This is a genomic window from Streptomyces clavuligerus (genome assembly GCF_005519465.1).
Taxonomy (GTDB): Bacteria; Actinomycetota; Actinomycetes; order Streptomycetales; family Streptomycetaceae; genus Streptomyces; species Streptomyces clavuligerus.
In genome coordinates, this window is record NZ_CP027858.1 from 1,464,728 (window position 1) to 1,485,602 (window position 20,875).

18 protein-coding genes and 1 pseudogene are annotated in these 20,875 nt (G+C 73.3%); all 19 read right to left on the reverse strand.

What is annotated here, in order from left to right:
* Positions 1–244 precede the first annotated feature (244 nt).
* The 19 genes and pseudogenes from CRV15_RS05790 to CRV15_RS05890 all read right to left on the reverse strand — a co-directional run bounded on the left by CRV15_RS05790 (position 245) and on the right by CRV15_RS05890 (position 20,852).
* Positions 245–796 carry a TetR/AcrR family transcriptional regulator gene (locus CRV15_RS05790; protein WP_009997674.1) on the reverse strand — a complete coding sequence of 184 codons (552 nt, stop codon included), beginning with the start codon at positions 794–796 and terminating at the stop codon, positions 245–247.
* A gap of 70 nt (positions 797–866) precedes the next feature.
* Positions 867–1,703: an RNA polymerase sigma factor WhiG gene (whiG, locus tag CRV15_RS05795; RefSeq protein ID WP_003962024.1), complete on the reverse strand. Its 837-nt coding sequence runs from the start codon at positions 1,701–1,703 to the stop codon at positions 867–869.
* Between the two features lie 254 nt (positions 1,704–1,957).
* Positions 1,958–3,112: a DNA-processing protein DprA gene (dprA, locus tag CRV15_RS05800; RefSeq protein ID WP_003962023.1), complete on the reverse strand. Its 1,155-nt coding sequence runs from the start codon at positions 3,110–3,112 to the stop codon at positions 1,958–1,960.
* A gap of 170 nt (positions 3,113–3,282) precedes the next feature.
* The gene (locus CRV15_RS05805; RefSeq protein WP_003962022.1) at positions 3,283–4,896 is read right to left on the reverse strand and encodes a YifB family Mg chelatase-like AAA ATPase; all 1,614 of its coding nucleotides are present in this window, start codon (positions 4,894–4,896) and stop codon (positions 3,283–3,285) included.
* Positions 4,896–5,258, reverse strand: a complete 363-nt coding sequence (locus CRV15_RS05810) for a YraN family protein (protein ID WP_003962021.1) — start codon at positions 5,256–5,258, stop codon at positions 4,896–4,898. Before CRV15_RS05810 ends, CRV15_RS05805 begins: the two co-directional genes overlap by 1 nt.
* Before the next feature lie 94 nt (positions 5,259–5,352).
* A complete protein-coding gene (locus CRV15_RS05815; RefSeq protein WP_003962020.1) occupies positions 5,353–5,661 on the reverse strand; it encodes a DUF2469 domain-containing protein in 309 nt (102 codons plus the stop codon).
* A gap of 210 nt (positions 5,662–5,871) precedes the next feature.
* Complete coding sequence (gene lepB, locus CRV15_RS05825; protein WP_003962019.1) at positions 5,872–6,621, reverse strand: signal peptidase I; 750 nt, start codon at positions 6,619–6,621, stop codon at positions 5,872–5,874.
* A gap of 82 nt (positions 6,622–6,703) precedes the next feature.
* The gene (gene lepB / locus CRV15_RS05830; protein ID WP_003962018.1) at positions 6,704–7,654 is read right to left on the reverse strand and encodes a signal peptidase I; all 951 of its coding nucleotides are present in this window, start codon (positions 7,652–7,654) and stop codon (positions 6,704–6,706) included.
* Positions 7,563–8,649 (reverse strand): annotated as a pseudogene (lepB, locus tag CRV15_RS05835) (signal peptidase I). The gene lepB (CRV15_RS05830) and the pseudogene lepB (CRV15_RS05835) overlap by 92 nt, the downstream one beginning before the upstream one ends.
* Positions 8,642–9,514 (reverse strand): signal peptidase I, encoded by an 873-nt coding sequence (lepB, locus tag CRV15_RS05840; protein ID WP_044972247.1) that lies wholly within the window; start codon positions 9,512–9,514, stop codon positions 8,642–8,644. The pseudogene lepB (CRV15_RS05835) and the gene lepB (CRV15_RS05840) overlap by 8 nt, the downstream one beginning before the upstream one ends.
* 261 nt (positions 9,515–9,775) lie before the next feature.
* Entirely contained in the window at positions 9,776–10,126 is a 351-nt protein-coding gene (gene rplS, locus CRV15_RS05845; RefSeq protein WP_003958955.1) for a 50S ribosomal protein L19, read from the reverse strand.
* A gap of 130 nt (positions 10,127–10,256) precedes the next feature.
* Complete coding sequence (gene trmD / locus CRV15_RS05850; protein ID WP_003962015.1) at positions 10,257–11,078, reverse strand: tRNA (guanosine(37)-N1)-methyltransferase TrmD; 822 nt, start codon at positions 11,076–11,078, stop codon at positions 10,257–10,259.
* Complete coding sequence (gene rimM / locus CRV15_RS05855) at positions 11,078–11,737, reverse strand: ribosome maturation factor RimM (protein WP_003958957.1); 660 nt, start codon at positions 11,735–11,737, stop codon at positions 11,078–11,080. Before rimM ends, trmD begins: the two co-directional genes overlap by 1 nt.
* A gap of 169 nt (positions 11,738–11,906) precedes the next feature.
* Positions 11,907–12,146 (reverse strand): RNA-binding protein, encoded by a 240-nt coding sequence (locus CRV15_RS05860; RefSeq protein WP_003958958.1) that lies wholly within the window; start codon positions 12,144–12,146, stop codon positions 11,907–11,909.
* A gap of 2 nt (positions 12,147–12,148) precedes the next feature.
* On the reverse strand, positions 12,149–12,586 hold the full coding sequence (gene rpsP, locus CRV15_RS05865; RefSeq protein WP_003958959.1) for a 30S ribosomal protein S16: 438 nt from the start codon (positions 12,584–12,586) through the stop codon (positions 12,149–12,151).
* Positions 12,587–12,801: 215 nt separating this feature from the next.
* The gene (locus CRV15_RS05870; RefSeq protein WP_003958960.1) at positions 12,802–13,395 is read right to left on the reverse strand and encodes a hypothetical protein; all 594 of its coding nucleotides are present in this window, start codon (positions 13,393–13,395) and stop codon (positions 12,802–12,804) included.
* Between the two features lie 489 nt (positions 13,396–13,884).
* Positions 13,885–15,717 carry an ATP-dependent zinc metalloprotease FtsH gene (ftsH, locus tag CRV15_RS05880; RefSeq protein WP_197357340.1) on the reverse strand — a complete coding sequence of 611 codons (1,833 nt, stop codon included), beginning with the start codon at positions 15,715–15,717 and terminating at the stop codon, positions 13,885–13,887.
* Between the two features lie 336 nt (positions 15,718–16,053).
* Complete coding sequence (gene ffh, locus CRV15_RS05885) at positions 16,054–17,604, reverse strand: signal recognition particle protein (RefSeq protein ID WP_003962011.1); 1,551 nt, start codon at positions 17,602–17,604, stop codon at positions 16,054–16,056.
* Positions 17,605–17,804: 200 nt separating this feature from the next.
* The gene (locus CRV15_RS05890; RefSeq protein ID WP_003962010.1) at positions 17,805–20,852 is read right to left on the reverse strand and encodes a [protein-PII] uridylyltransferase; all 3,048 of its coding nucleotides are present in this window, start codon (positions 20,850–20,852) and stop codon (positions 17,805–17,807) included.
* Between the last annotated feature and the right edge of the window lie 23 nt (positions 20,853–20,875).

The following is a 20,875-nucleotide window of genomic DNA, read 5'->3' on the forward strand; positions in this document are numbered from 1 at the left end:
GAAAGCGGAGAGCGCGCCTCCGCCCCTTGGGCCGGGCGTTTGCCTCCGCCCTGCGGCGAGTGAGCCGAAGGGGCGCGTGGCTGCCGAAAGTGGAGAGCGCGCGGAGCCCGTGAGGAACGAGCGGGCGAGCACGGTCGACCGTCGGCAGACGCTTCAGCGCTCCGGAGGCGAACCGAGCCACAAAAAGGGGCGTCCGTCGGCAGACGCTTCAGCGCTCCGGAGGCGAACCGAGCCACAAAAGAATTCAGACGCCGCGCAGGGCCAGGGAGACGGCCGCGTCGGCGATGGTCCCGGGGTCCTCGGCGGCGCCCAGCTCGATGCGGCGGACGGCGGCGTCCACCACGCCCTGGAGCAGCATCGCCGTGAGGCGGGGCTGCTCGTGGCCCAGCTCGGCCAGTGCCTCGACGATCATGGCGATCAGGCCGCCGTGGGCGGCGCGGATCTTCTCCCGGGCCCCGGCGTCCAGCTCGCTCGCCGATATGGCGACGACCGCCCGGTGCCGCCGGTCCCCCACCAGCTCAAGCTGACGGCGCACATACGCCTCGACGGTGGCGTCGGCGCTGTCCGCCCGCTCCATGGCGGTCTGGACCTCCGCGGCCCAGACGGGGAAGTCGACGGCGCACAGCTCCTCGACCACCGCCGCCCGGGAGCGGAAGTACTCGTACACCGACGACCGGGCGAGGCCGGTGCGCTCGGCGAGGGCGGGGAAGGTCAGCGCCTCCGTGCCGCCTTCGGACAGCAGGGAGCGCGCGGCGTCGAGCAGGGCGTCGCGCTGCATGGTCCGGTGCTCGGCCACGGAGGCCGCTCGAATCCTGGGCACCCCTCCACTTTACGGATGAGGCCCCGGGCCCGGCCATGGTTCGGTGTCATCGTCCGACGTCGGCGAGTTTCGCCCGCAGCTGGAGCACCGACTTGGTGTGGATCTGGCTCACCCGGCTCTCGGTGACCCCGAGGACATTGCCGATCTCGGCGAGGGTCAGCCCCTCGTAGTAGTAGAGGGTGACGACGGTCTTCTCGCGGTCGGGGAGGGTGTTGATGGCGCGGGCGAGCAGTCTGCGCAGCTCCCGGCCCTCGGCGACCTCCACGGGGTCGTCGGCGGCGGTGTCCTCCAGGGTGTCCATGAGGCTGAGCCGGTCGCCGCCCTCGCCGCCGACGTGCAGCAGCTCTTCCAGGGCGACCACGTTGGCGAGGGACAACTGGCTGAAGACGGCGTGCAGTTCCTCCACCGCGATGCCCATCTCCTCCGCCACCTCGCCCTCCGACGGGGTTCTGCGGAGCTGGGCCTCCAGGGTCGCGTAGGCGCGCTCGACGGCCCTGGCCTTCTGCCGGACGGAGCGGGGAATCCAGTCCAGCGCGCGCAGTTCGTCGATCATCGCGCCCCTGATCCGGGTGATCGCGTAGGTCTCGAACTTGATGGACCGTTCGATGTCGAACTTCTCGATCGCGTCGATCAGTCCGAAGACCCCGGAGGAGACGAAGTCCGCCTGTTCCACATTGGACGGCAGTCCGACGCTCACCCGGCCCGCCACGTACTTCACCAGTGGTGAGTAGTGCAGGATCAGTTGTTCGCGCAGCCGCTCGTCCCCGGTGACCTTGTACGACCGCCACAGCTCGTCGAGCGAGGTGGGGGCGGGAGGACGCACGGCGCCAGGGGCAGCGGGGGGCGCTGCCGCGCGATCAGACCCGGAGGTGTGCTGGGGCATGCGTTGCCTTGAGCCGTTCTAACCGTGAGGGAAGTCGGGGAGGTGAGCGGACAGACGTCTGGGCCATGGGATGGTGAGCGTAGCGTGACTATGCGGTCGCTGTGGGCGAAGAGTCGGCGAACACCCCGGTACGGGGATATCACCGCGGGGCGCACCCCCGCACCGGGGCGGGCGCGCCGCACGCGGGTCACCGGGGTCGGGCCGGTGGCGGCGCACCGGGCCGCAACGCCCGCCCGTCACCCGGATGCCGCAGGTCACGGGGTGTCTCGTGGGGGCCGGTGGCGCTGCTTCGCCTCGGGAGTCAACTTCCAGTTGTCGCCGTGCCGTTCGACGAACCCCAGCGCGTGCAGTTCGTACAGCTTGCCGAGTGCGGTGTCCGGACTCTCCCCCGTCTCCCGGGCGAGTCGCGCGACGGGGACCGCGCCCCGGGACGGGAAGACCTCCAGAAGCCGGGCGGCGGCGGGGTCCAGGAGGTCACGGGGGAGTACGGGGCCCCGGCGGGGCGGGGCGAGCTGCCCCATCCCTCCGACGAGTTCGACGATGTCGTCGACGTCGGTGACCAGTACGGCGTTCTCGCGGAGCAGTTCGTGGACCCCGGCGGAGAGTCCGCTCGTCGCGGGCCCCGGTACACCCATCGTGTGACGGGTGAGCCGCTGGGCGCAGCGCGCGGTGACCAGGGCGCCGCTGCGGTGGGCGGCTTCGACGACCACGGTGCCCCGGGTGAGCGCGGCGATCACCCGGTTGCGGAGGACGAACCGGGCCGCGGTGGGGTGGTCGCCGGGCGGTAACTCGGCGATCAGCAGTCCCTGTTCGGCGATGCGCCCGAGGAGTTCCGTGTGTCCGCGGGGGTAGACCATGTCCACACCGCAGGCGAGGACCGCGACGGTCGCGCCGCCTGCCGAGAGTGCGCCCCGGTGCGCGGCGCCGTCGATGCCGAAGGCGCCGCCGGAGACCACGATCCAGCCGCGTTCGGCCAGTCCGGAGCCGAGTGCGCCCGCCATGTGGGCGCCGTAGGGCGTGCAGGCGCGGGCGCCGACGACGGCGACGGAGCGCAGGGCCCAGGTGCGCAGATCGGGGCGGCCCCGGAGCCAGAGGCCGATGGGGGCGGTGTCGCCGAGGTCGTCGAGTTGGGTGGGCCATTCCATGTCGCCCGGACAGATGAACCGGCCACCCAACGCGGTGACGCTGTCGAGGTCGCGATGCGGTTCGGCGGTCCGCGCGCGGGCGCGCCAGCGGGCGAGGCGGCGCGCTCCGACGCCGGGTGGCGCCGGGGTGATGTCCTCCGTCGCGGTGAGCCGGGCCAGCAGCCCGCTCGCGCCCAGGTGCCGCAGCAGGCGCCCGCCGTGCTCGTCCCCCGGTTCGACGACCCGGGTGAGCGCGGCCCGCGCCCACCGCTCCTCCTCGTCCACGCCTGTCCCCTCTCCTCTCGCTGTTCTTCGGCTGTCCGGTCGCGTCCGGGCAGGTGATGTCCGTTGCGCCCGTGTGCGCCTGTAATCCGCCGCTGCCGTTCGGGCGGCTCCTTCGGGCCCGCCCTGCCCCGGGGCGGGACGGCCTGTCGGTGAGGTCCGGCGGGGGCGGTTCACCCCCTCGTGGGAAGCGGGACTCCCCGGGCGACGCCGGTGCGGAGTTCGAGGGCGAGGGCGATGTCCTCGTCGCCGGGGCGGTCGCGGCCCGCGAGGTCGGCGACGGTCCAGGCGACCCGGAGCACCCGGTCCAGGCCGCGGGCCGTGAGCAGGCCCCGTTCCAGATCGCGCTCGGCCGCCGCGAGCGCCCCCGGGGCGAGCGGCCAGCGGGTGCGCAGCTCATGGCCGGGCACTTCGCTGTTGACGGTCCACGGGGTGTCCCGCAGCCGCTCGGCGGCGCGTTCGCGGGCGGCGCGGACCCGGGCGGCGACCACGGTCGTGGATTCGCCCCGCCCGCTCGGTCCGAGCAGGTCGTCCCGGTGGACGGGGTCGACCCGGACCCTGAGGTCCACCCGGTCGAGCAGCGGGCCGGAGAGCCGGGCCTGGTACCGGCGGATGGCGGACGGCGGGCACTCGCAGCCCCCGCCGTTCAGGGTGTGGCGGCCGCAGGGGCAGGGGTTCGCCGCGAGGACCAGCAGAAAGCGCGCCGGGAGCCGCACCACTCCCCCGCTGCGGGCGACCACGACATGCCCCGACTCCAGGGGCTGCCGCAAGGCATCCAGCACCTTTGTGGCGAATTCAGGAGTTTCATCCAAAAAGAGCACACCGCGGTGGGCGAGGGACACCGCACCCGGACGGGGCAGCCCGTTTCCCCCGCCGACCAGGGAGGGCATGGTGGCCGAGTGGTGCGGGGCGCAGTACGGCGGGGTGTTCACCAGGGGCTGGCCGGGCGGCAGGATGCCCGCGACCGAGTGAACCGCTGTGACCTCCAGGGCCTCCTGCCGGGTCAGGGGCGGCAGCACCCCCGGCAGCCGCTCCGCGAGGAGTGTCTTGCCCGCTCCCGGCGGGCCGTGGAGCAGCAGGTGGTGTGCCCCGGCCGCCGCGATCTCCAGGGCTCTGCGGGCGGTCCGCTGGCCCGCGACATCGGCGAGGTCGGGGCCGCCCGGGGAGACGGGGGCGGAGGCCAGCCCGGTGCCCGCTCCGGCGCCCGGCACCGTGAGACCGGCCAGCGCGGGATCGGGACTGCCCTCCGGCAGGGGTTCCTCCTCGGGGACCGGCTCGTCGCCCAGTACGGCGATGAGCTGCCGCAGGCTCCGCACGCCGAGCACCGAGACCCCGGGGACCAGCGCGGCCTCGCCCGCCGTCGGCTCCGGGACCACCACCTGCCGGTATCCGGCCTCGGCCGCCGCGATCACGGCGGGGAGCACTCCGCGCACCGGCCGTACCCGGCCGTCCAGGCTCAGTTCTCCGATGAGCACCAGATCGGCGATCGCCGCCGGGTCGACCCGCCCGGCGGCGGCGAGCACCGCGCCGGCGACCGCGAGGTCGAAGCCACTGCCCCCCTTGGGCACCGAGGCCGGGCTGAGCCCCACGGTGAGCTTCCTCTGCGGCCATTCCTCCCCGGAGTTGACGACCGCGGCCCGGACCCGGTCGCGGCTCTCCACCAGGCTTTTGTCCGGCAGTCCGACCAGGGTGAACGCGGCCACGCCGCGCTCCAGACCGGCCTGGACCTCGACCACCACGCCCTCGACGCCGACCAGCGCCACCGAGCACGTCCGTGCGAACCCCATCAGGCCACCCCGCGGACATGCTCGGCCCGGGGCGCTCCCCGCCGGGGCAGCACCACTGCCACCAGGTCGATCCGGATTCCGCCCGGTGGGGCGGCGCCGTGCCGCTCCAGCCAGCAGGCGGCGAGCAGCCGCAGCCGCTCCGCCTTGGCGGGGGTGACCGCCGCCATCGGATGTTCGAACCGGCTCGCTCTGCGGGTCTTGACCTCACAGAGGACGACGGTGTCGCCCTCCCGGGCGACGATGTCGACCTCGCCCGTCCGGCCGCACCGCCAGTTCCTCGTCAGAACCGTCATCCCGGCCCCGGTCAGCAGCCGTGCCGCCAGGTCCTCGCCGTACCGTCCCAGTGCCCCCGTCGCGTTCATCCCGGCACCACCTCCGGCACCGACGATGAGGCATCACGCCCGGCGCCGTGGATCTTGGGGGAAACCGGTGGACAACCCGTCGACTGTGGATAACTCAGCCACCCGGAAGTTCGAGATCGCTCTTGCTCAGCTCCTCAATGTTCACGTCCTTGAAAGTGAGCACCCGGACCTGTTTGACGAACCTCGCTGGTCTGTACATGTCCCAGACCCAGGCGTCCGCCATCGTCACCTCGAAGAAGACCTCGCCTTGGACCGAGTGGACCTGCATCTCGTAGTCGTTGGTGAGATAGAAGCGACGCTCGGTCTCGATCACGTACTTGAACAGTCCGACGACGTCTCGATACTCCCGGTAGAGCTTCAGCTCCATCTCGGTCTCGTACTTTTCGAGGTCCTCGGCGCTCATGGCATGTTCCCCTTCAGCCGTGCGTCCCCCCTCATGGTGCGCCTGTGCCCCCGGGCCCCGGTCGTTCCGGGGCCGGAGTCACCGGCGTGTGCGGAGGGCCCCCGCCGGGCAGTGCGCAGCGGCCCGGCGAGTTTGGTCGGGTACACCGTCTCACGCGCGGACGGCAGTTCGGCGGAAGTCCACCACCTCGGCCCCGGGGCCGGTGGGGTCTCAGCGCCCCGCACCGCTGACCGCCCTCCCGCGCCCGGTCGCGCCGGTGCGGCGGCGCGCGAGGGGCCCGTACACGGCGCCACCGACGATCAGCGCCGCTCCCACCACGACGGATACCGCGATCAGCCGGATCGGCCCCGGCTCGGAGACACCGCCGGGCAGTGCCGCGAAGCCCTCGGGCCGCTCGATCACCCCGCCCGTCAGCGGCCAGGCGATGGCGTCGAGGCGGCCGACGACCGCCGACCGGGACACCGAGCCGCCGCCCGCGTCCTGGAGGTGGGAGCGCGAGTCCAGCGACCCCATGCGCTCGTCGCCGAGGAGGAAGAGATGGCCGTCGGGGACCTCCGCCGAGAAGGTGTCCGGCGGCCCCTGCGACGAGGCGGCCGAGAGATAGGGTTCGTCGATCTCCCGGCCGTTCACGGTCAGGGCGCCGCCGTCACCGCAGCAGGCGACCGTGTCGCCGCCGACGCCCACCACCCGCTTGAGCATCGGCTCCCCGCCCCACTGGGCGTCCTGGAAGACCACGATGTCCCCGCGCCGGGCCGCGTCGCCCTCGACGCGCTCCGCGAGCACCCGGTCGCCCGGCTCGACCGTCGGGGACATGGAACCGGTCGGCACGGTGTACGGCTGATAGACCAGCGCGCCCCAGCCGAAGCCCCCCAGAAAGAGCAGACAGCCGACGGCCACGGCCAGACCCGACAGCACGCTGCCGAGCCGGCCGTGGCCGTCGCCCGCTTGAACTGGTCCCATCCCGTGCTCCCCACCCCTCGGAGACGCGGCTCCGGGGCGCTCCCCTCACGGAGGCCCGGTGAGCCCGATCTGGGACGGCACCCTACCGGGCGGTATCGGCGCCGGTCAGCCGCTTTCGCCGCCACAGGACGAGGGGCAGGGCGCCCAGGGTGCCCATGGCCAGCGGGGCGGACGAGACCGCGACGGACGCCGCCGCGTTCAGTCCGGGCTGGTCGTAGGTGTCCGGGACGGAGAGCGTCGACCAGCGGCTGACCGGCCAGGCGACGACGACGGCACGGCCGACGACCTTGTCGACCGGGACGAACCCGCCGTTCACGTCCTCCATGTGGTAGCGGGAGTCCCGGGAGTTCTGCCGGTGGTCGCCCATCACCCAGAGCCGGTCCTTGGGCACCTTGAAGGGGCCGAAGGGCTGGTCGTCGCAGGCCGAGTTGCCGGGGAAGACATAGGGCTCGTCGAGCACCTTCCCATTGACCTTGACCGGGCCGCCCTTGCGGCACTCCACGGTGTCGCCCTCGACCGCGATCACCCGCTTGATCAGGTCCTTCTCCTCGGCCGACGGCATCAGGCCGATAAAGCTCAGAAACTTCTGCAACGCGTTGGGCGCGGGGGTGGGCTCCCCCTCCAGCCAGCCGCCCGGGTCGTGGAAGACGACGACCTCGCCGCGCTCCGCCTCGGAGCCGAACCACGGCGTCAGCTTGTCGACGAGCACCCGGTCCCCGCGCTGGAGCGTGTTCTGCATGGAGTCCGAGGGGATCGAGAACGCCTGGACCAGGAAGGTCTTGATCAGCAGCGCCAGCACCAGCGCGATACCGATCAGCAGCGGCAGTTCCTTCCAGAAGGACCGCTGCGCCTTCCGCCGGTCGCCCCCGTCGTCGTCCCCGTCGTCCCCGGCGATCCCGTCGTCAGCGGGATTCCCACCCGCCGGGGGGACCCTGGACGGATCATCGCCCGCCACGGGCAGGGAGGGATCGACGGGCTGCTCTCCCGGCCTGTCCTCCGGCTGATCGTGTCCGGACCGTGTGCCGACCGCCACGTCCCCCACATCCACTCCTCACTCCGTGCGAACCGCCTGCCCCGAAGAAGAAGCAGGCCCACTACTCCCATAACGAGCGGGAGTTCCGCAAGGCTCGGGAGCAGGACCATTCCGTTGCGATCCTGGGAGAACAGCCTATGCGACACAGGCGGCGCGGCGGTGGCACCCGCGCCCGCGTCCGGAGGTGAGACGTCCGGAACGGCGGCGTATGTCGCGGGTTCCTCCAGACGGCGCCAGTGGCCGAGGGGCCAGGCGACGGCGAAGGCCCGGCCGACGACCCGCTCCTCCGGGACCGTCCCCCGGTCGCCCTCCCCCAGGTGAAAGCGGGAGTCGGCGGAGTTGGCCCGGTGGTCGCCCATGACGAACAGCCGCCCCGGGGGCACCCGCACCTCGAAACCGACGGCCGAGGGCGCGTCGCCCGGCATCAGATAGGGCTCGTCGAGAGAGACGCCGTTGACGCTGACCCGACCGTCCGCCGTGCAGCAGCGCACGGTGTCGCCGCCGACCGCGATCACCCGTTTGATCAGATCCTGCCGACCGCCGGAGGGCAGCAGTCCGATGAAGGTGAGCCCCTGTCTGATCTGCCGGACGCCCACGGGGTCAGCGGCCGGGGCCGGGCCGCTCTCCGCCCGGAGCCAGCCGCCGGGGTCCTTGAAGACCACCACGTCCCCACGGTCCGGCCGCGCCCCGAACCACGGGGTCAGCTTGTCCACCACCACCCGGTCGTCGACGCGGATGGTCTGCTCCATCGAGCCGGACGGGATGACGAACGCCTGGACCAGGAAGGTCTTGAGGACCAGCGTGATCGCGAGGGCCACTCCGACCATCAGGGGGATCTCGCGCAGGGCGGTCCTGCGACGGCGGCGTTCGACCCGCCGCGCCCGTCTGCGGCGCTCCGCGCGCCCGGGGGGACGGCCGGTGCCGACGGGGCCGGTCGCCGCCGTACGCGGCCGGGGACCGGCCCGATGGGCGGCGGGGCGTCCCCGCCTACCCACGGGAACCGCCCGGGTCCGCCCCCGGAACACCGTGCCCGGGGCCGGTGGGGTGGCCCCCGGCGGGCGCGTCCGGGACCCGGGCGAACGCCTCCGAGCGCTCCACCGAGGTCCACCGACCCACCGGCCAGCCGATCCAGTCCACCCGCCCGATGACACGCTCCACCGGGACCATGCCGCCGCCCGGCGCGCCCAGGAGATCACGGGAGTCGCGGGAGTCGGAGCGGTGGTCGCCCATCACCCACAGCCGCCCCGGGGGGACGACGATGTCGAACGGGACCTCGGAGGGGACGTCGCCGGGGTACAGATACGCCCCCTCGCCGACCGGTGTCCCGTTGACCCGCAGACGGCCGTCCCGGTCGCAGCAGACGACCCGGTCGCCCCCGACGCCCACCACCCGTTTCACGAACTCGGTCTCCCCGGAGTCCATCAGTCCGAGTGTGGCCAGCGCGCCCCTGACGGCCCCGCTCACGGGGTTCTCCTCGACCGCGCCACCGGGGACGAAGGAGTCCACGCCGTCGAAGACCACCACGTCCCCGCGCCGGGGCGGGGAGTCGTCGCCGTACGCCAGCTTGTTCACCAGCACCCGGTCGCCGCTGCGGAGCAGGGGCTCCATGGAGCCGCTGGGGATCTGGAAGGGCTGCACCACAAAACGGCTGAACAGCAGCACGGCGGCGGCCACCGCCACGGCCTGGATCAGCAGCCCCCGCCAGGAGACGCCACCGCCGGAGCGCCGGAGCGGCCGTCGCAGCCGGGCATACCGGGCGGGCGCGCCGGCCTCCGGCTCGCGGGACGCAGGAGGGGAGGGTTCCGCCGCGTCCGCGCCGGGAGCACGGTCACGCTCAGTGTTCATCGCTGTGGTGTCCATACGAGGGCGAAGCCTAGCGGCCCCCGCTGTGCCCCCGATGACATCCCGGGCAGGTCACCCTGTACCCCGAAAAGGCGGTGTGAAACGGTCGTCGCCGGGTGGACGCGGCACCCGGACGGGTCCCACCGGCCGCCGGTGCGCGGCGGAGTCCGGGACCGGAGTCCGGAGCGGGCAGGCGGGCGGGCGGGGAAACGGGAACGAGCCGCCGCTCGGGGAGCGGCGGCTCATCGAAGCCGAAGGCGCGGTGCGCCCGGGACAACCTCAGTTGTCGCGCTTCTCCTTGATCTTCGCGGCCTTGCCGCGCAGCTCACGGAGGTAGTACAGCTTGGCGCGGCGGACGTCACCACGGGTGACCAGCTCGATCTTCTCGAAGATCGGGCTGTGCACCGGGAAGGTCCGCTCGACACCGACGGAGAAGGAGACCTTGCGGACCGTGAAGGTCTCGCTGACGCCCGCGCCCTGGCGGCGGATGACGACACCCTTGAACTGCTGGATACGGGAGCGGTTGCCCTCGATGACGCGAACGTGGACGTTCACGGTGTCACCGGGACGGAAGGCCGGGACGTCGGTCCGCAGCGAGGCGGAGTTGACGGCGTCGAGCACGTGCGACATGTTCGTCTGCTTTCTTCACCGATGCCACAGGTCATCAGCGGGAGAGAGGATGAGATTCAGGGGCCGGTACCTCGGGGCGGGCGTCGTGTCCCCCTGTGGCAGGGGCGCACGCCGGACGTACGGCAGCGGCCTATTCTTCCACGGCGGGGGGCCTGCGCCAAAATCGGCCGTCGGGCTCGGGGGCCCAGCCCAGGATGGACAGGGTCTCCCGGTCCTTCTTGTCGAAGGCCGAGGGGTCGCAGCGCTCGATCAGGTCGGGCCGGTTCTCCGCCGTGCGGCGGAATGCCTCGTCCCGCCGCCAGCGGGCGATCTTCCCATGGTGTCCGCTGGTCAGGACGGGAGGGATGGAGCGGTCCCGCCAGACGGGCGGCTTGGTGTAGACGGGCCCTTCGAGCAGATTGGCCATGGGACCGGGGGCGAACGAGTCGTCCTGGTGGGACTCGGCGTTGCCCAGCACACCCGGGAGCAGCCGCGCCACCGCCTCGGTGATCACCAGGACGGCGGCCTCACCGCCCGCCAGTACATAGTCACCGATGGAGACCTCGTACACCGGCATCCGGGTGGCGTACTCGTCCATGACTCGGCGGTCGATGCCCTCGTACCGGGCCGGGGTGAAGATCAGCCAGGGCCGGGCCGACAGTTCCACGGCGAGGTCCTGGGTGAAGGGGCGGCCACTGGGGGTGGGCACCACCAGGACCGGTTCCCGGGCGCCCGCCTCATAGCCGTCGGCCAGGACGGCGTCCAGGGCCTCCCCCCAGGGCTCGGTCTTCATGACCATGCCGGGGCCGCCGCCATAGGGGGTGTCATCGACGGTGCTGTGCCGGTCGTAGGTCCATTCCCGCAGGTCGTGGATGTGGACATCGAGCACGCCCCGGGCGCTCGCCTTACCGACGAGCGAGACGTTCAGGGGTTCCAGATACTCGGGGAAGATCGTGACGACGTCGAGCCGCATCAGGCGTCGTCCTCGGTGGACTCAGGAAACGCAGCGGACGCAGCCGACGCAGAGGACGCAGGGGACTCAGCGCTCTTGCCCGCTTCGGCGCCCTGGCCCGCTTCGGCCTCGGCCTCGGCGGCGGCCTCGCGCGCGGACGCGATCTCGGCACGGTCGTCGATCAGTCCGGGCGGCGGGTCGATCACGGCCCGCTGCTCCTCCAGGTCGATGGAGGTGACGATCTCCGTCACGAACGGGATCATGACCTCGGTGCCGTCCGGCCGCTCCACGATGAACAGATCCTGCGAGGGCAGATGGCTGATCTCGGTGATCCGGCCCACCTCGGTCCCGTCGACGGTGACCACGTCGAGGTCGATGAGCTGGTGGTCGTAGTACTCGTCGTCGCCCTCGGGCGACGCCTCGGGGTCCACGTCGGCGATGAGCAGGGTCTCGCGCAGCGCCTCGGCGCCGTTGCGGTCCCGGACGCCCGCGAAGCGCAGCAGCAGTCTGCCGCTGTGCACCCGGCCGGTCTCGATCGTCAGCGGCCCCCTGGCGGGCGGGTCGGTGAGGAGGACGGCGCCGGGGCCGAGCCGCAGCTCCGGCTCGTCCGTGCGGACCTCCACGCTGACCTCGCCCTTGACGCCATGGGCCCGGCCGATCCGGCCGACTACCAACTGCACGGTGCTCTCTCTTCTGTCGTCACTGCGACGGTGCGGCCCGGTCCACCCGGGTGACGGAGCGGGCCGCCGCGTCACCCGGGGGACCCTCGGGCCTGCTCCGGGCCCTACGACTACGGGCCGGGGAGGGCAGAAAATGCCCCTCCCCGGCCCGAGCCGGTGTTCAACTGCTTCAGCTGACCTGATCCACGTCGACGAGGTCGACACGGATGCCACGGCCGCCGATGGCGCCCACGACGGTGCGCAGGGCACGTGCGGTGCGGCCGTTGCGGCCGATCACCTTACCGAGGTCGTCGGGGTGGACCCGGACCTCCAGCACCCGCCCGCGCCGCAGGTTGCGCGAGGCGACCTGTACGTCGTCCGGGTTGTCGACAATGCCCTTCACGAGGTGCTCCAGCGCCTCTTCGAGCATGCTCAGGCCTCGGTCGACTCGGCAGCGTCAGCCGCGTCGTCCGCCTTCTTGTCGGCCTTCTTCGCCTTCGGGGTGATGGCCTCACCCTTCGGCTCGCCGCCCTCAAGGGCCTTGGCGAACTCGTCGAACGCGGCGCGCTTGTCGACCTTCGGCTCGGCCACGAGCAGCGGCGCCGGGGCCGGCAGGCCCTTGTGCTTCTGCCAGTCGCCGGTCAGCTTCAGGATGGCGAGAACCGGCTCGGTCGGCTGGGCGCCGACGGAGAGCCAGTACTGCGCGCGCTCCGAGTCGACCTCGATGCGCGAGGGGTTCTGCACCGGGTGGTACAGGCCAATCTCCTCGATGGCCCGGCCGTCACGGCGGGTACGGGAGTCGGCGACGATGATGCGGTAGTGAGGCGAACGGATCTTGCCCAGACGCTTCAGCTTGATCTTGACTGCCACGGAAGTGGTGTCTCCTGGTCTTGACGTGGTTGGGCACAACGAGATGCCACGTGGGGTTGCGGTACTCGGGTGCCCGATGGACGCGCCAGCCGGAGGAGAGAGGGGTCCTGTACGGCCGTCGAGTACAGCTACTCATTGTGCCACACGGCGCCAGACGCCGATGACGTGCTGTCCCCCGGTCCCGCGCCGCCCCCGTCCGGCGGCCGGTCCGGGGGTCAGCTCGCCGCGGCGACCGGCTCGGGGATACGGAAGGGCTTGCCGCAGCCGCCGCAGACGATGGGCGCCTGGGCGAGGACGGAGGGCACCACCCGGACATTGCGACCGCAGTCGCAGACGGCCTTGACCCGCACGCCCCCGCCGGACGAACCGTGCCGGGCGGCGGGTCCGCGGAAGGATCGCTTGGTGTCCGATGCCGTGGCGACCGTGTGCGCCTTGAGGGCGCGCTGGAGCCGGTCGATCGTCGGGCGGTAGCGGCGCTTGGCCTCGGGGCTGAGCACGACCAGCGAGAACCCGCTGCTGGGATGCGGCTCCTCGGCATGGTCGAGACCCATTTCCTCGGCGATCGCCAGGAATCTGCGGTTGTGGTAGCGGCCGGCGCGCGAGGTGTCCCGGACACCTCGCGCGGCGGCGATGCCGTGGACTGCCTCATGGAGCAGTCGCTCGAAGGAGAGCTCGGCGCCGCAGGCGGACGACGACTCTCCGATCAGGGACTCGGGCGCGGCCAGGTCTGGCAGCTCAGGGTGGTGCCGCTGAATATCGGCCCAGGCCTGTGCCAGCTCTGCGGCGAGAACAGGTGGTGTCGTGCTCACGTCGTGATAACGAGCCGGACCGTCACCGGGTTCCATTCCGGGCCATCCCAAATATTTTGCACGTACCCGTCAGTTGGCGTGATCAGCGCACCGAGAAGGGCGGGTACGCGGATCTGCGGAGAAGCCGCGCACCTCCCACCAAGCCCGGCACGCACCAAGCGTTCCGGGGCCGCCGGAGACGTCCGTCCGCGGGGCTCCGTACCGGCGGTACGGAACGGGCGGGACGCACCCGGGCGGGTTCTGCGGGGGCGGGCGACCACCGCGACATTACCGGGCGGGCCGTCCGCCGTGGGGACGGAGCGGCCCCCGGCCACCGGTCAGCGCACAGAAACGGCTTGTTCCACCGGGGTCGGCCCGCCTTCCTGGCCGAGTACCGCCCCGAGGGGCCGCTGCCGGGGCCCTCCGCGCCGCCCGGACCCACCCCGCGCCGCCCCGGCCAGGAACCGCACCACCGCCCTCCCGGCGCGGCGGCGGCCATGGGGCGGTCCGTCACGCGGAGTCGTCCTTCGACAGCCGGGGGACACCGGCCGCGCGGTAGGCGGCGTCCTCGTCCAGGGTCTCGTGCTCCAGCAGCGCGGCGGCCAGGGAGTCCAGCCGCTCCCGGTTCTCCCGCAGCAGCCGGCACGCCTGCTCGTAGCACTCGTCCACGATCCGCCGCATCTCGCCGTCGACGGTGTCCAGGGTGGCGGGGGCGGCGGCCAGCCCGTACGCCGCCTGGGTGTCGCCGGGGATCGCGGTGAGCCGTCCGACGCGGGCGCTCATCCCCCAGCGGCCCGCCATGCCGCGGGCGATCGCGGTCACCTGTTCGAGGTCGCTCTCGGAACCGGTGGTGATCACCCCGAAGACGACCGACTCGGCGGCCATCCCGCCGAGGGCCCCGATGATCCGTCCGCGCAGATACTCCTCGGTATAGGCGTACTTGTCCGCGTCCGGGGTGGAGAGGGTGACCCCGAGCGCCCGGCCGCGCGGGACGATGGTGACCTTGCGGACGGGGTCGGCGCCCGGCTGGACCATGCCCAGCAGGGCGTGGCCACTCTCGTGGTAGGCGGTGCGGCGGCGCTCGTCCGCCGCCATGACCAGCGGGCGTTCCGCCCCGAGCTGGACCTTCTCCAGGGCGCTGGAGAGATCGCCCTGGCGGACCGCCGACTGTTTGCGCTTGACCGCGAGCAGCGCGGCCTCGTTGGTGAGGTTGGCCAGTTCCGCCCCGGTCATCCCGGGGGTGGCGCGGGCGATCCGGGCCAGGTCCACGTCGTCGGCGAGGGGGATCTCCCGGGTGTGGATCTGGAGGATGGCCTCGCGACCGGCCCGGTCGGGGGGCGATACATGGACGATCCGGTCGAAGCGTCCGGGCCGGGTCAGGGCGGGGTCGAGGACGTCGGCGCGGTTGGTGGCGGCGAGCACGATGACGCCCTCGGAGCCGGTGAAGCCGTCCATCTCGGTGAGGATCTGGTTGAGGGTCTGCTCGCGTTCGTCGTGTCCGCCGAGTCCCCCGGCGGCGCCCCGGGCCCGGCCGATGGTGTCGATCTCGTCGATGAAGACGATGGCGGGGGCGACCTTGCGGGCCTCCGCGAACAGCTCCCGCACCCGTCCGGCGCCCACACCCACGATCATCTCGATGAACTCGGACGCGGACGCGGAGAAGAACGGAACCCCGGCCTCCCCCGCGACGGCGCGGGCGAGCAGGGTCTTCCCGGTGCCGGGCGGGCCCGCGAGCAGCACCCCGCCGGGCATGCGGGCGCCCATGCGCCGATAGGGCCGCGGGTTCTTCAGGAAGTCCACGACATCGTCGAGTTCGCCCTCGACCTCGTCGATCCCGGCGACGTCGGCGAAGGTGGTCCGTCTGCCCTCCGCCACCTCGACGGGTTTGGGCGGGGGTTTGCGGCTGAAGGCGCCGCCGCCGAGCGCGGCGCCCATCCGGCGGGCGATGAACACCCACAACAGGACGAGCAGCAGCATCGGCGCGAGGGCGATCAGCAGATTGGTGAGGAAGCTGCGCTGCTGGACGACGGGCTCGGCCGTCACGGTGACCTTCTGGGCGGTCAGCTCGCCCCAGAGGTTGTCGTCCGCGAAGGCGGGGCGCTGGGTGGTGAACTTGGTGTAGTCGCCCTTCTCCCCGGGAAGGGGCGCCTTCTGTTTGAGCTGGCCCTGGATCGCGTCGCCCTTGGAGTAGATCTTCGAGACATTGCCCGCGGTGACCTGTTTGCTGAACTCGGTGTACGAAACCGTCGGCTCGTTGCTCTCGTTGATGTACGTCAGCACCAGATTGGTGACCAGGTAGACCGCGAGCGCGGCGAGGACCAGCCCGGCCCAGCCGCCGGGCATCCGCCGCTTCGGCTGCGACGGGGGCGGTGCGCCCTCCGAGCGCCAGGGCTTGTCCGGGGTGCGGTTGTCGGGGGCGCCGTTGTCCGGGGTGCGGTTGTCGGGGGCGCGCCACCCCGGGAAGCCGCGGGCCGGGGTCCGGCCGGGGGTACCGCGGGCGCGGGCCCGGCCGTCCGGCGGGGGTCCCGGCGCGGCGTTGCTCATACCGGGACGTTAAGACAGAACGACGGTGTCGGCACCCCGCGCGGGGTGCCGACACCGTCGTACGGCGTACGGCAGACGTCACCGGGCGCCACCGGGGCCGGTGGCGGCGGCGCCGACCGGCCCAGGGACATCTCGTCAGCCCATGAACTTCTTGAACTCGTCGGGAAGCTCGAAGTCCTTGCCCGGGGCGCCCGCCGGAAGGCCGAAGGCGCCGCCCTGGCCGCCCTGCTCACGGCGGACCGCCGCGGCCTCCTCCTCCGCCTTGCGCTTCATCGGGTTGCCGCTGCGGCGCTTGCCCTTGGCCTGCTTCTGCTGCTTCTTCTGCCGGCCGGGGCCGCCGCCCATGCCCGGGATGCCCGGCATGCCGGGGAGCCCGCCGCCCTGCGCCATCCGGGACATCATCTTGCGGGCCTCGAAGAACCGCTCCACCAGGCTCTTGACCGCGCTGACCTCGACACCCGAGCCCTTGGCGATACGGGCGCGGCGCGAGCCGTTGATGATCGTCGGGTCCTGGCGCTCGGCCGGGGTCATCGACTTGATGATCGCGGCGGTGCGGTCCACGTCGCGCTCGTCGATGCTGTTGATCTGGTCCTTCATCTGGGCCATGCCGGGCAGCATGCCGAGCAGCTTGGAGATGGAGCCCATCTTGCGGACCTGCTCCATCTGGGCCAGGAAGTCGTCGAGCGTGAACTCCTTGCCCTTGCTGCTCGCCAGCTTGGAGGCCATCTTGGCGGCCTCTTCCTGGCTGAAGGTCTGCTCGGCCTTCTCGATCAGGCTCAGGACGTCGCCCATGCCCAGAATGCGCGACGCCATGCGGTCCGGGTGGAAGGCGTCGAAGTCGTCCAGCTTCTCGCCGTTGGAGGCGAACATGATCTGGCGGCCGGTGACATGCGCGATGGAGAGCGCGGCACCGCCGCGCGCGTCGCCGTCCAGCTTGGAGAGGACCACGCCGTCGAAGCCGACGCCGTCGCGGAACGCCTCGGCGGTGTTGACCGCGTCCTGGCCGATCATGGCGTCGACGACGAAGAGGATCTCGTCGGGCGAGACCGCGTCCCGGATGTCCGCCGCCTGCCGCATCAGCTCCTCGTCGATGCCGAGGCGTCCGGCGGTGTCGACGACGACCACGTCGTGGACCTTGGTCCGGGCGAACTCGATGGAGTCCTTGGCCACCTGGACCGGGTCGCCCACGCCGTTGCCGGGCTGCGGGGCGTACACCGCGACCCCGGCGCGCTCGGCGACCACGGAGAGCTGGTTGACGGCGTTGGGGCGCTGGAGGTCGCAGGCGACGAGCAGCGGGGAGTGACCCTGGCTCTTCAGCCAGTGGCCGAGCTTTCCGGCGAGGGTGGTCTTACCGGCACCCTGGAGACCGGCGAGCATGATCACGGTGGGGGGCTGCTTGGCGAAGCGCAGCCGGCGGGTCTCCCCGCCGAGGATCGCCACCAGCTCCTCGTTGACGATCTTGATGACCTGCTGGGCCGGGTTCAGCGCCTTGGAGACCTCGGCACCGCGCGCCCGCTCCTTGACCTTGGCGATGAACGCCCGGACGACCGGAAGGGCGACATCCGCCTCCAGCAGCGCGATCCGGATCTCGCGCGCCGTGGCGTCGATGTCCGCCTCGGAGAGCCGTCCTTTTCCGCGCAGGGTCTTGAAGGTATTCGCCAAGCGGTCGGAGAGAGTGTCGAACACGGCGCTCGTCGGTCCTCAGGGGTCGGGGGCAGGCAGTAATCGCCCTCCAGGGTATCCGGCCGTTCACGGTGCCCGCCGTCCCCTGCGCGATTACCCGCCGTCCCCCTCGGGTTCGGCGGGTACGGCGCGCCCGGGACGGGGCGGCGGCGGACCGGGGCGGCGGGCGGCGCGGGCGGGCGGCGCGGCGGTACGGGCCCGGGTCAGCCCAGCGTCCGCTCCAGCCGGTCGGCCAGCTCCCGGGCGGTGTCCTCCGGCAGTCTGAGCCCGTCGGCGCCGGTGACATAGAAGGCGTCCACCGCGTGCGCGCCCAGGGTCGACACATGCGCGCTGCGCACCCGTACCCCCGCCGTCTCCAGCGCCTGCCCGATGCGGTGCAGCAGACCGGGGGCGTCCTGGGCGCGGACCTCGATCACGGTGGCGTCCCGGGAGGCGGCGGGGTCGACGGTGACCCGGGGCGGGGCGGGCGCGGCCCCGCGGCGGCGCGGCCGGGCGGCCTCCCGCTCGGCGAGGCGGGCGGGGATGTCCAGCGTCCCGTCGAGGGCGCGCACCAGATCGGCGCGGAGCCGGGCGGCCTGCGGCAGCGAACCGTAGGCGGCGGCGACCCGCCAGTTCAGGACGAGGACCGACCAGGGCAGCGCCGCCGCGTCCTCGGGTACGACGACGGACAGTTCGGCGGAGCGGACGGTGAGCCGGTGCAGGGCGAGGACCCCGGCGGCGGCGGGCAGCACTCCGGGCCGCTCCGGCACCACGATCAGCAGTTCCACGCCGACGGGTTCCGGCGCCTCGGATGACCCGGGGGGCTCCTGCGCCGCGGTGCCGGGGGTGCTCAGCGAGAGGACGGGGCCGCCGGTGCGCAGCGCCTCGGCCGCGAGGCGTTCGTACTCCGCGGCCGGACCGCCGCGATCCCCGCTCCCGGTCTCGTCCTGGCTCTCGTCCTCGTTCCCGCTCCCGATCCCGTGCCCGTGCCCGTGCTCGTTCCCGTGCTTGCGCTGGTCGATGTCTTCGGTCCGGTCCGCGTCCCCGGCGAGATGGGCCCCGACCCGGCGCACCAGCTCCGCGACGAGGGACGCCCGCCAGGACGACCAGGCCGCGGGCCCGGTGGCCAGGGCGTCCGCCTCGGTGAGGACGTGCAGCAGCTCCAGCGCCCGCCGCGAGCCGACCGCGTCGGCGACGGCCCGGACGGTCTGCGGATCGTCCAGGTCGCGCCGGGTGGCGGTCTCGATCAGCAGCAGATGGTGGCGGACGAGGGTGGTCACCACGGCCGCGTCGTCGGCGTCGAAGCCGATCCGGACGGCCATGTCCCGGGCGATGGTGCCGCCCACGGCGCAGTGGTCCCCGGGCCAGCCCTTCCCGATGTCGTGGAGGAGGGCGGCCGTCAGCAGCAGATCGGGGCGGTCGACCCGGCGGGCCAGCGCGGCGGCCCGGACGGCGGTCTCCACGAGGTGGCGGTCGACGGTCCAGGTGTGGACGGCGTTGCGCTGGGGGCGGCAGCGCACCCGTTCCCAGTCCGGCAGCAGCCGGTCGATCAGACCCCCGGCCTCCAGGGCCTCCCAGACGGCGACGGCGGGGGCGCCCGCGCCGAGCAGTATCACGAACTCCTGCCGAGCCTCCGCGGGCCAGGGCACCGGCAGCGGCGGGGCGGCGTCGGCGAGCCGCCGCACGGCGTGACGGGAGAGCGGCAGCCCGGCCTGGGCCGCCGCGGCCGCGGCGCGCAGCGGCAGCACGGGGTCCCGGTCCGGCCGGGCGGTACGGGCCAGTACGGCCTCGCCGTCCTGTTCGACGACGCCGTCGGCGAGCGGGACCCGCCCGGGGTCGCTCCGCCGGCCGCCGAGGACGGCGCGCAGCCGGGGCCGGGCCGAGCGCGCCCGGAGCACCCGGTGCACCTCGCGCCAGGTGACGTCGGTGGCGTACGCGACGGTCCGCGCGGCCTCGTACACCTGGCGCAGCAGGGCGTCTCCGTCGAGGAGGCCGAGTTCGGCGGCGACCTGGTCCTGTTCCTGGAGGGCGAGCCGGTCGGTGGCGCGGCCGGTGGTCAGATGGAGGGCGTCCCGGGTGTCGAGCAGGGTGCGGCGGGCCTCGGCGAGCCCTTCCCGGGGGGCGTCGGCGAGCCAGGAGGCGGCCACGGCCCGCAGCGCGGTGGTGTCCCGCAGCCCGCCGCGTGCCTCCTTGAGGTCGGGTTCGAGCAGGAAGCGCAGCTCGCCCTGGCGTTCGGCGCGCTCGCGGCAGAGGTCGTGGAGTTCGGGCAGGCGCCGCTGGGCCTGGTCGCGCCAGTCGGCGAGCACGGCCGTGCGCAACCCGGCCACCTGGGCGAGGTCCCCGGCGACCGGGCGGGCGTCGAGGAGTCCGAGGTGGGCGCGGAGATCGCCGCCCGCGGTGCGGCGGGCCTCGGCGGGGGTGCGGACGGAGTGGTCGAGGGAGAGCCCGAGGTCCCAGACGGGGTACCAGATGCGGTCGGCGAGGGTGGCGAGGGCCCGGGGGTCGGCGGAGCCGTCGTGGAGGAGCAGCAGATCGAGGTCGCTGCGGGGGGACAGCTCGCTCCGGCCGTAGCCGCCGACGGCGACCAGGGCGGCGCCGTGCACCCGGGTGGCACGGCAGGCGGCGGCGAAGAGGGCGGCGAGCCAGCGGTCGGTGAGGCCCGCGAGCGCGGAGCGGCGGGGCGGACCGGGCTGCTCCTTCCCGGTGAGGAGGAGCAGCCGGGCCTCGGCGTAGCCGTCGGCGCCGGGGACGTCGGCGTCCGGGCCGGGAGACCCGGGAGGTCCGGGGGTGTGGACGGCCGGGCCGCCGGGGAGCCGGACGGGGGTCCCGCCGACGGGGGCGGGGGCCCGGCCCGCGGAGCCGGGGCCGGGGGTGCCGTCGGCGGTGCCGGGGCCGGGGTCCGCCCGGCCGGGGCGTCCGTCCCCTCCCCCGGCGTCCTCGTCCACCGGCCCGGGAGGTGTCCCGGCGTCCTCGTCCACCGGCCCGGGAGGTGTCCCGGCGTCCTCGTCCACCGGCCCGGGAGGTGTCCCGGCGTCCTCGTCCACCGGCCCGGGAGGTGTCCCTGCGTCCTCGTCCACCGGCCCGGGAGGTGTCCCTGCGTCCTCGTCCACCGGCCCGGGGGGTGTCCCTGCGTCCTCGTCCACCGGCCCGGGGGGTGTGGACCGCCCCGGCCCGTGCGGCGCCCCCGGGGGGCCCTGGGCGTCCGCCCCGGTGATCCGCTTCTGACCTGACACCCGACCGGCCTCGCTTCCGTTCGCCTCGCCTCTGCCCATGCCCCGGGCGCACGCGCCCCGGA

What these genes read in the sequence shown, in the direction of transcription:
- whiG (WP_003962024.1), bottom strand. Translation starts at nt 1,703, where the DNA reads ATGCCCCAGCACACCTCCGGGTCTGATCGCGCGGCAGCGCCCCCCGCT.
- CRV15_RS05805 (WP_003962022.1), bottom strand. Translation starts at nt 4,896, where the DNA reads ATGGGGTTCGCACGGACGTGCTCGGTGGCGCTGGTCGGCGTCGAGGGC.
- CRV15_RS05810 (WP_003962021.1), bottom strand. Translation starts at nt 5,258, where the DNA reads ATGAACGCGACGGGGGCACTGGGACGGTACGGCGAGGACCTGGCGGCA.
- CRV15_RS05815 (WP_003962020.1), bottom strand. Translation starts at nt 5,661, where the DNA reads ATGAGCGCCGAGGACCTCGAAAAGTACGAGACCGAGATGGAGCTGAAG.
- lepB (WP_003962019.1), bottom strand. Translation starts at nt 6,621, where the DNA reads ATGGGACCAGTTCAAGCGGGCGACGGCCACGGCCGGCTCGGCAGCGTG.
- lepB (WP_044972247.1), bottom strand. Translation starts at nt 9,514, where the DNA reads ATGGACACCACAGCGATGAACACTGAGCGTGACCGTGCTCCCGGCGCG.
- rplS (WP_003958955.1), bottom strand. Translation starts at nt 10,126, where the DNA reads ATGTCGCACGTGCTCGACGCCGTCAACTCCGCCTCGCTGCGGACCGAC.
- trmD (WP_003962015.1), bottom strand. Translation starts at nt 11,078, where the DNA reads ATGCGGCTCGACGTCGTCACGATCTTCCCCGAGTATCTGGAACCCCTG.
- CRV15_RS05860 (WP_003958958.1), bottom strand. Translation starts at nt 12,146, where the DNA reads ATGCTCGAAGAGGCGCTGGAGCACCTCGTGAAGGGCATTGTCGACAAC.
- ftsH (WP_197357340.1), bottom strand. Translation starts at nt 15,717, where the DNA reads ATGCCCGGCGGCTGGGCCGGGCTGGTCCTCGCCGCGCTCGCGGTCTAC.
- CRV15_RS05890 (WP_003962010.1), bottom strand. Translation starts at nt 20,852, where the DNA reads ATGGGCAGAGGCGAGGCGAACGGAAGCGAGGCCGGTCGGGTGTCAGGT.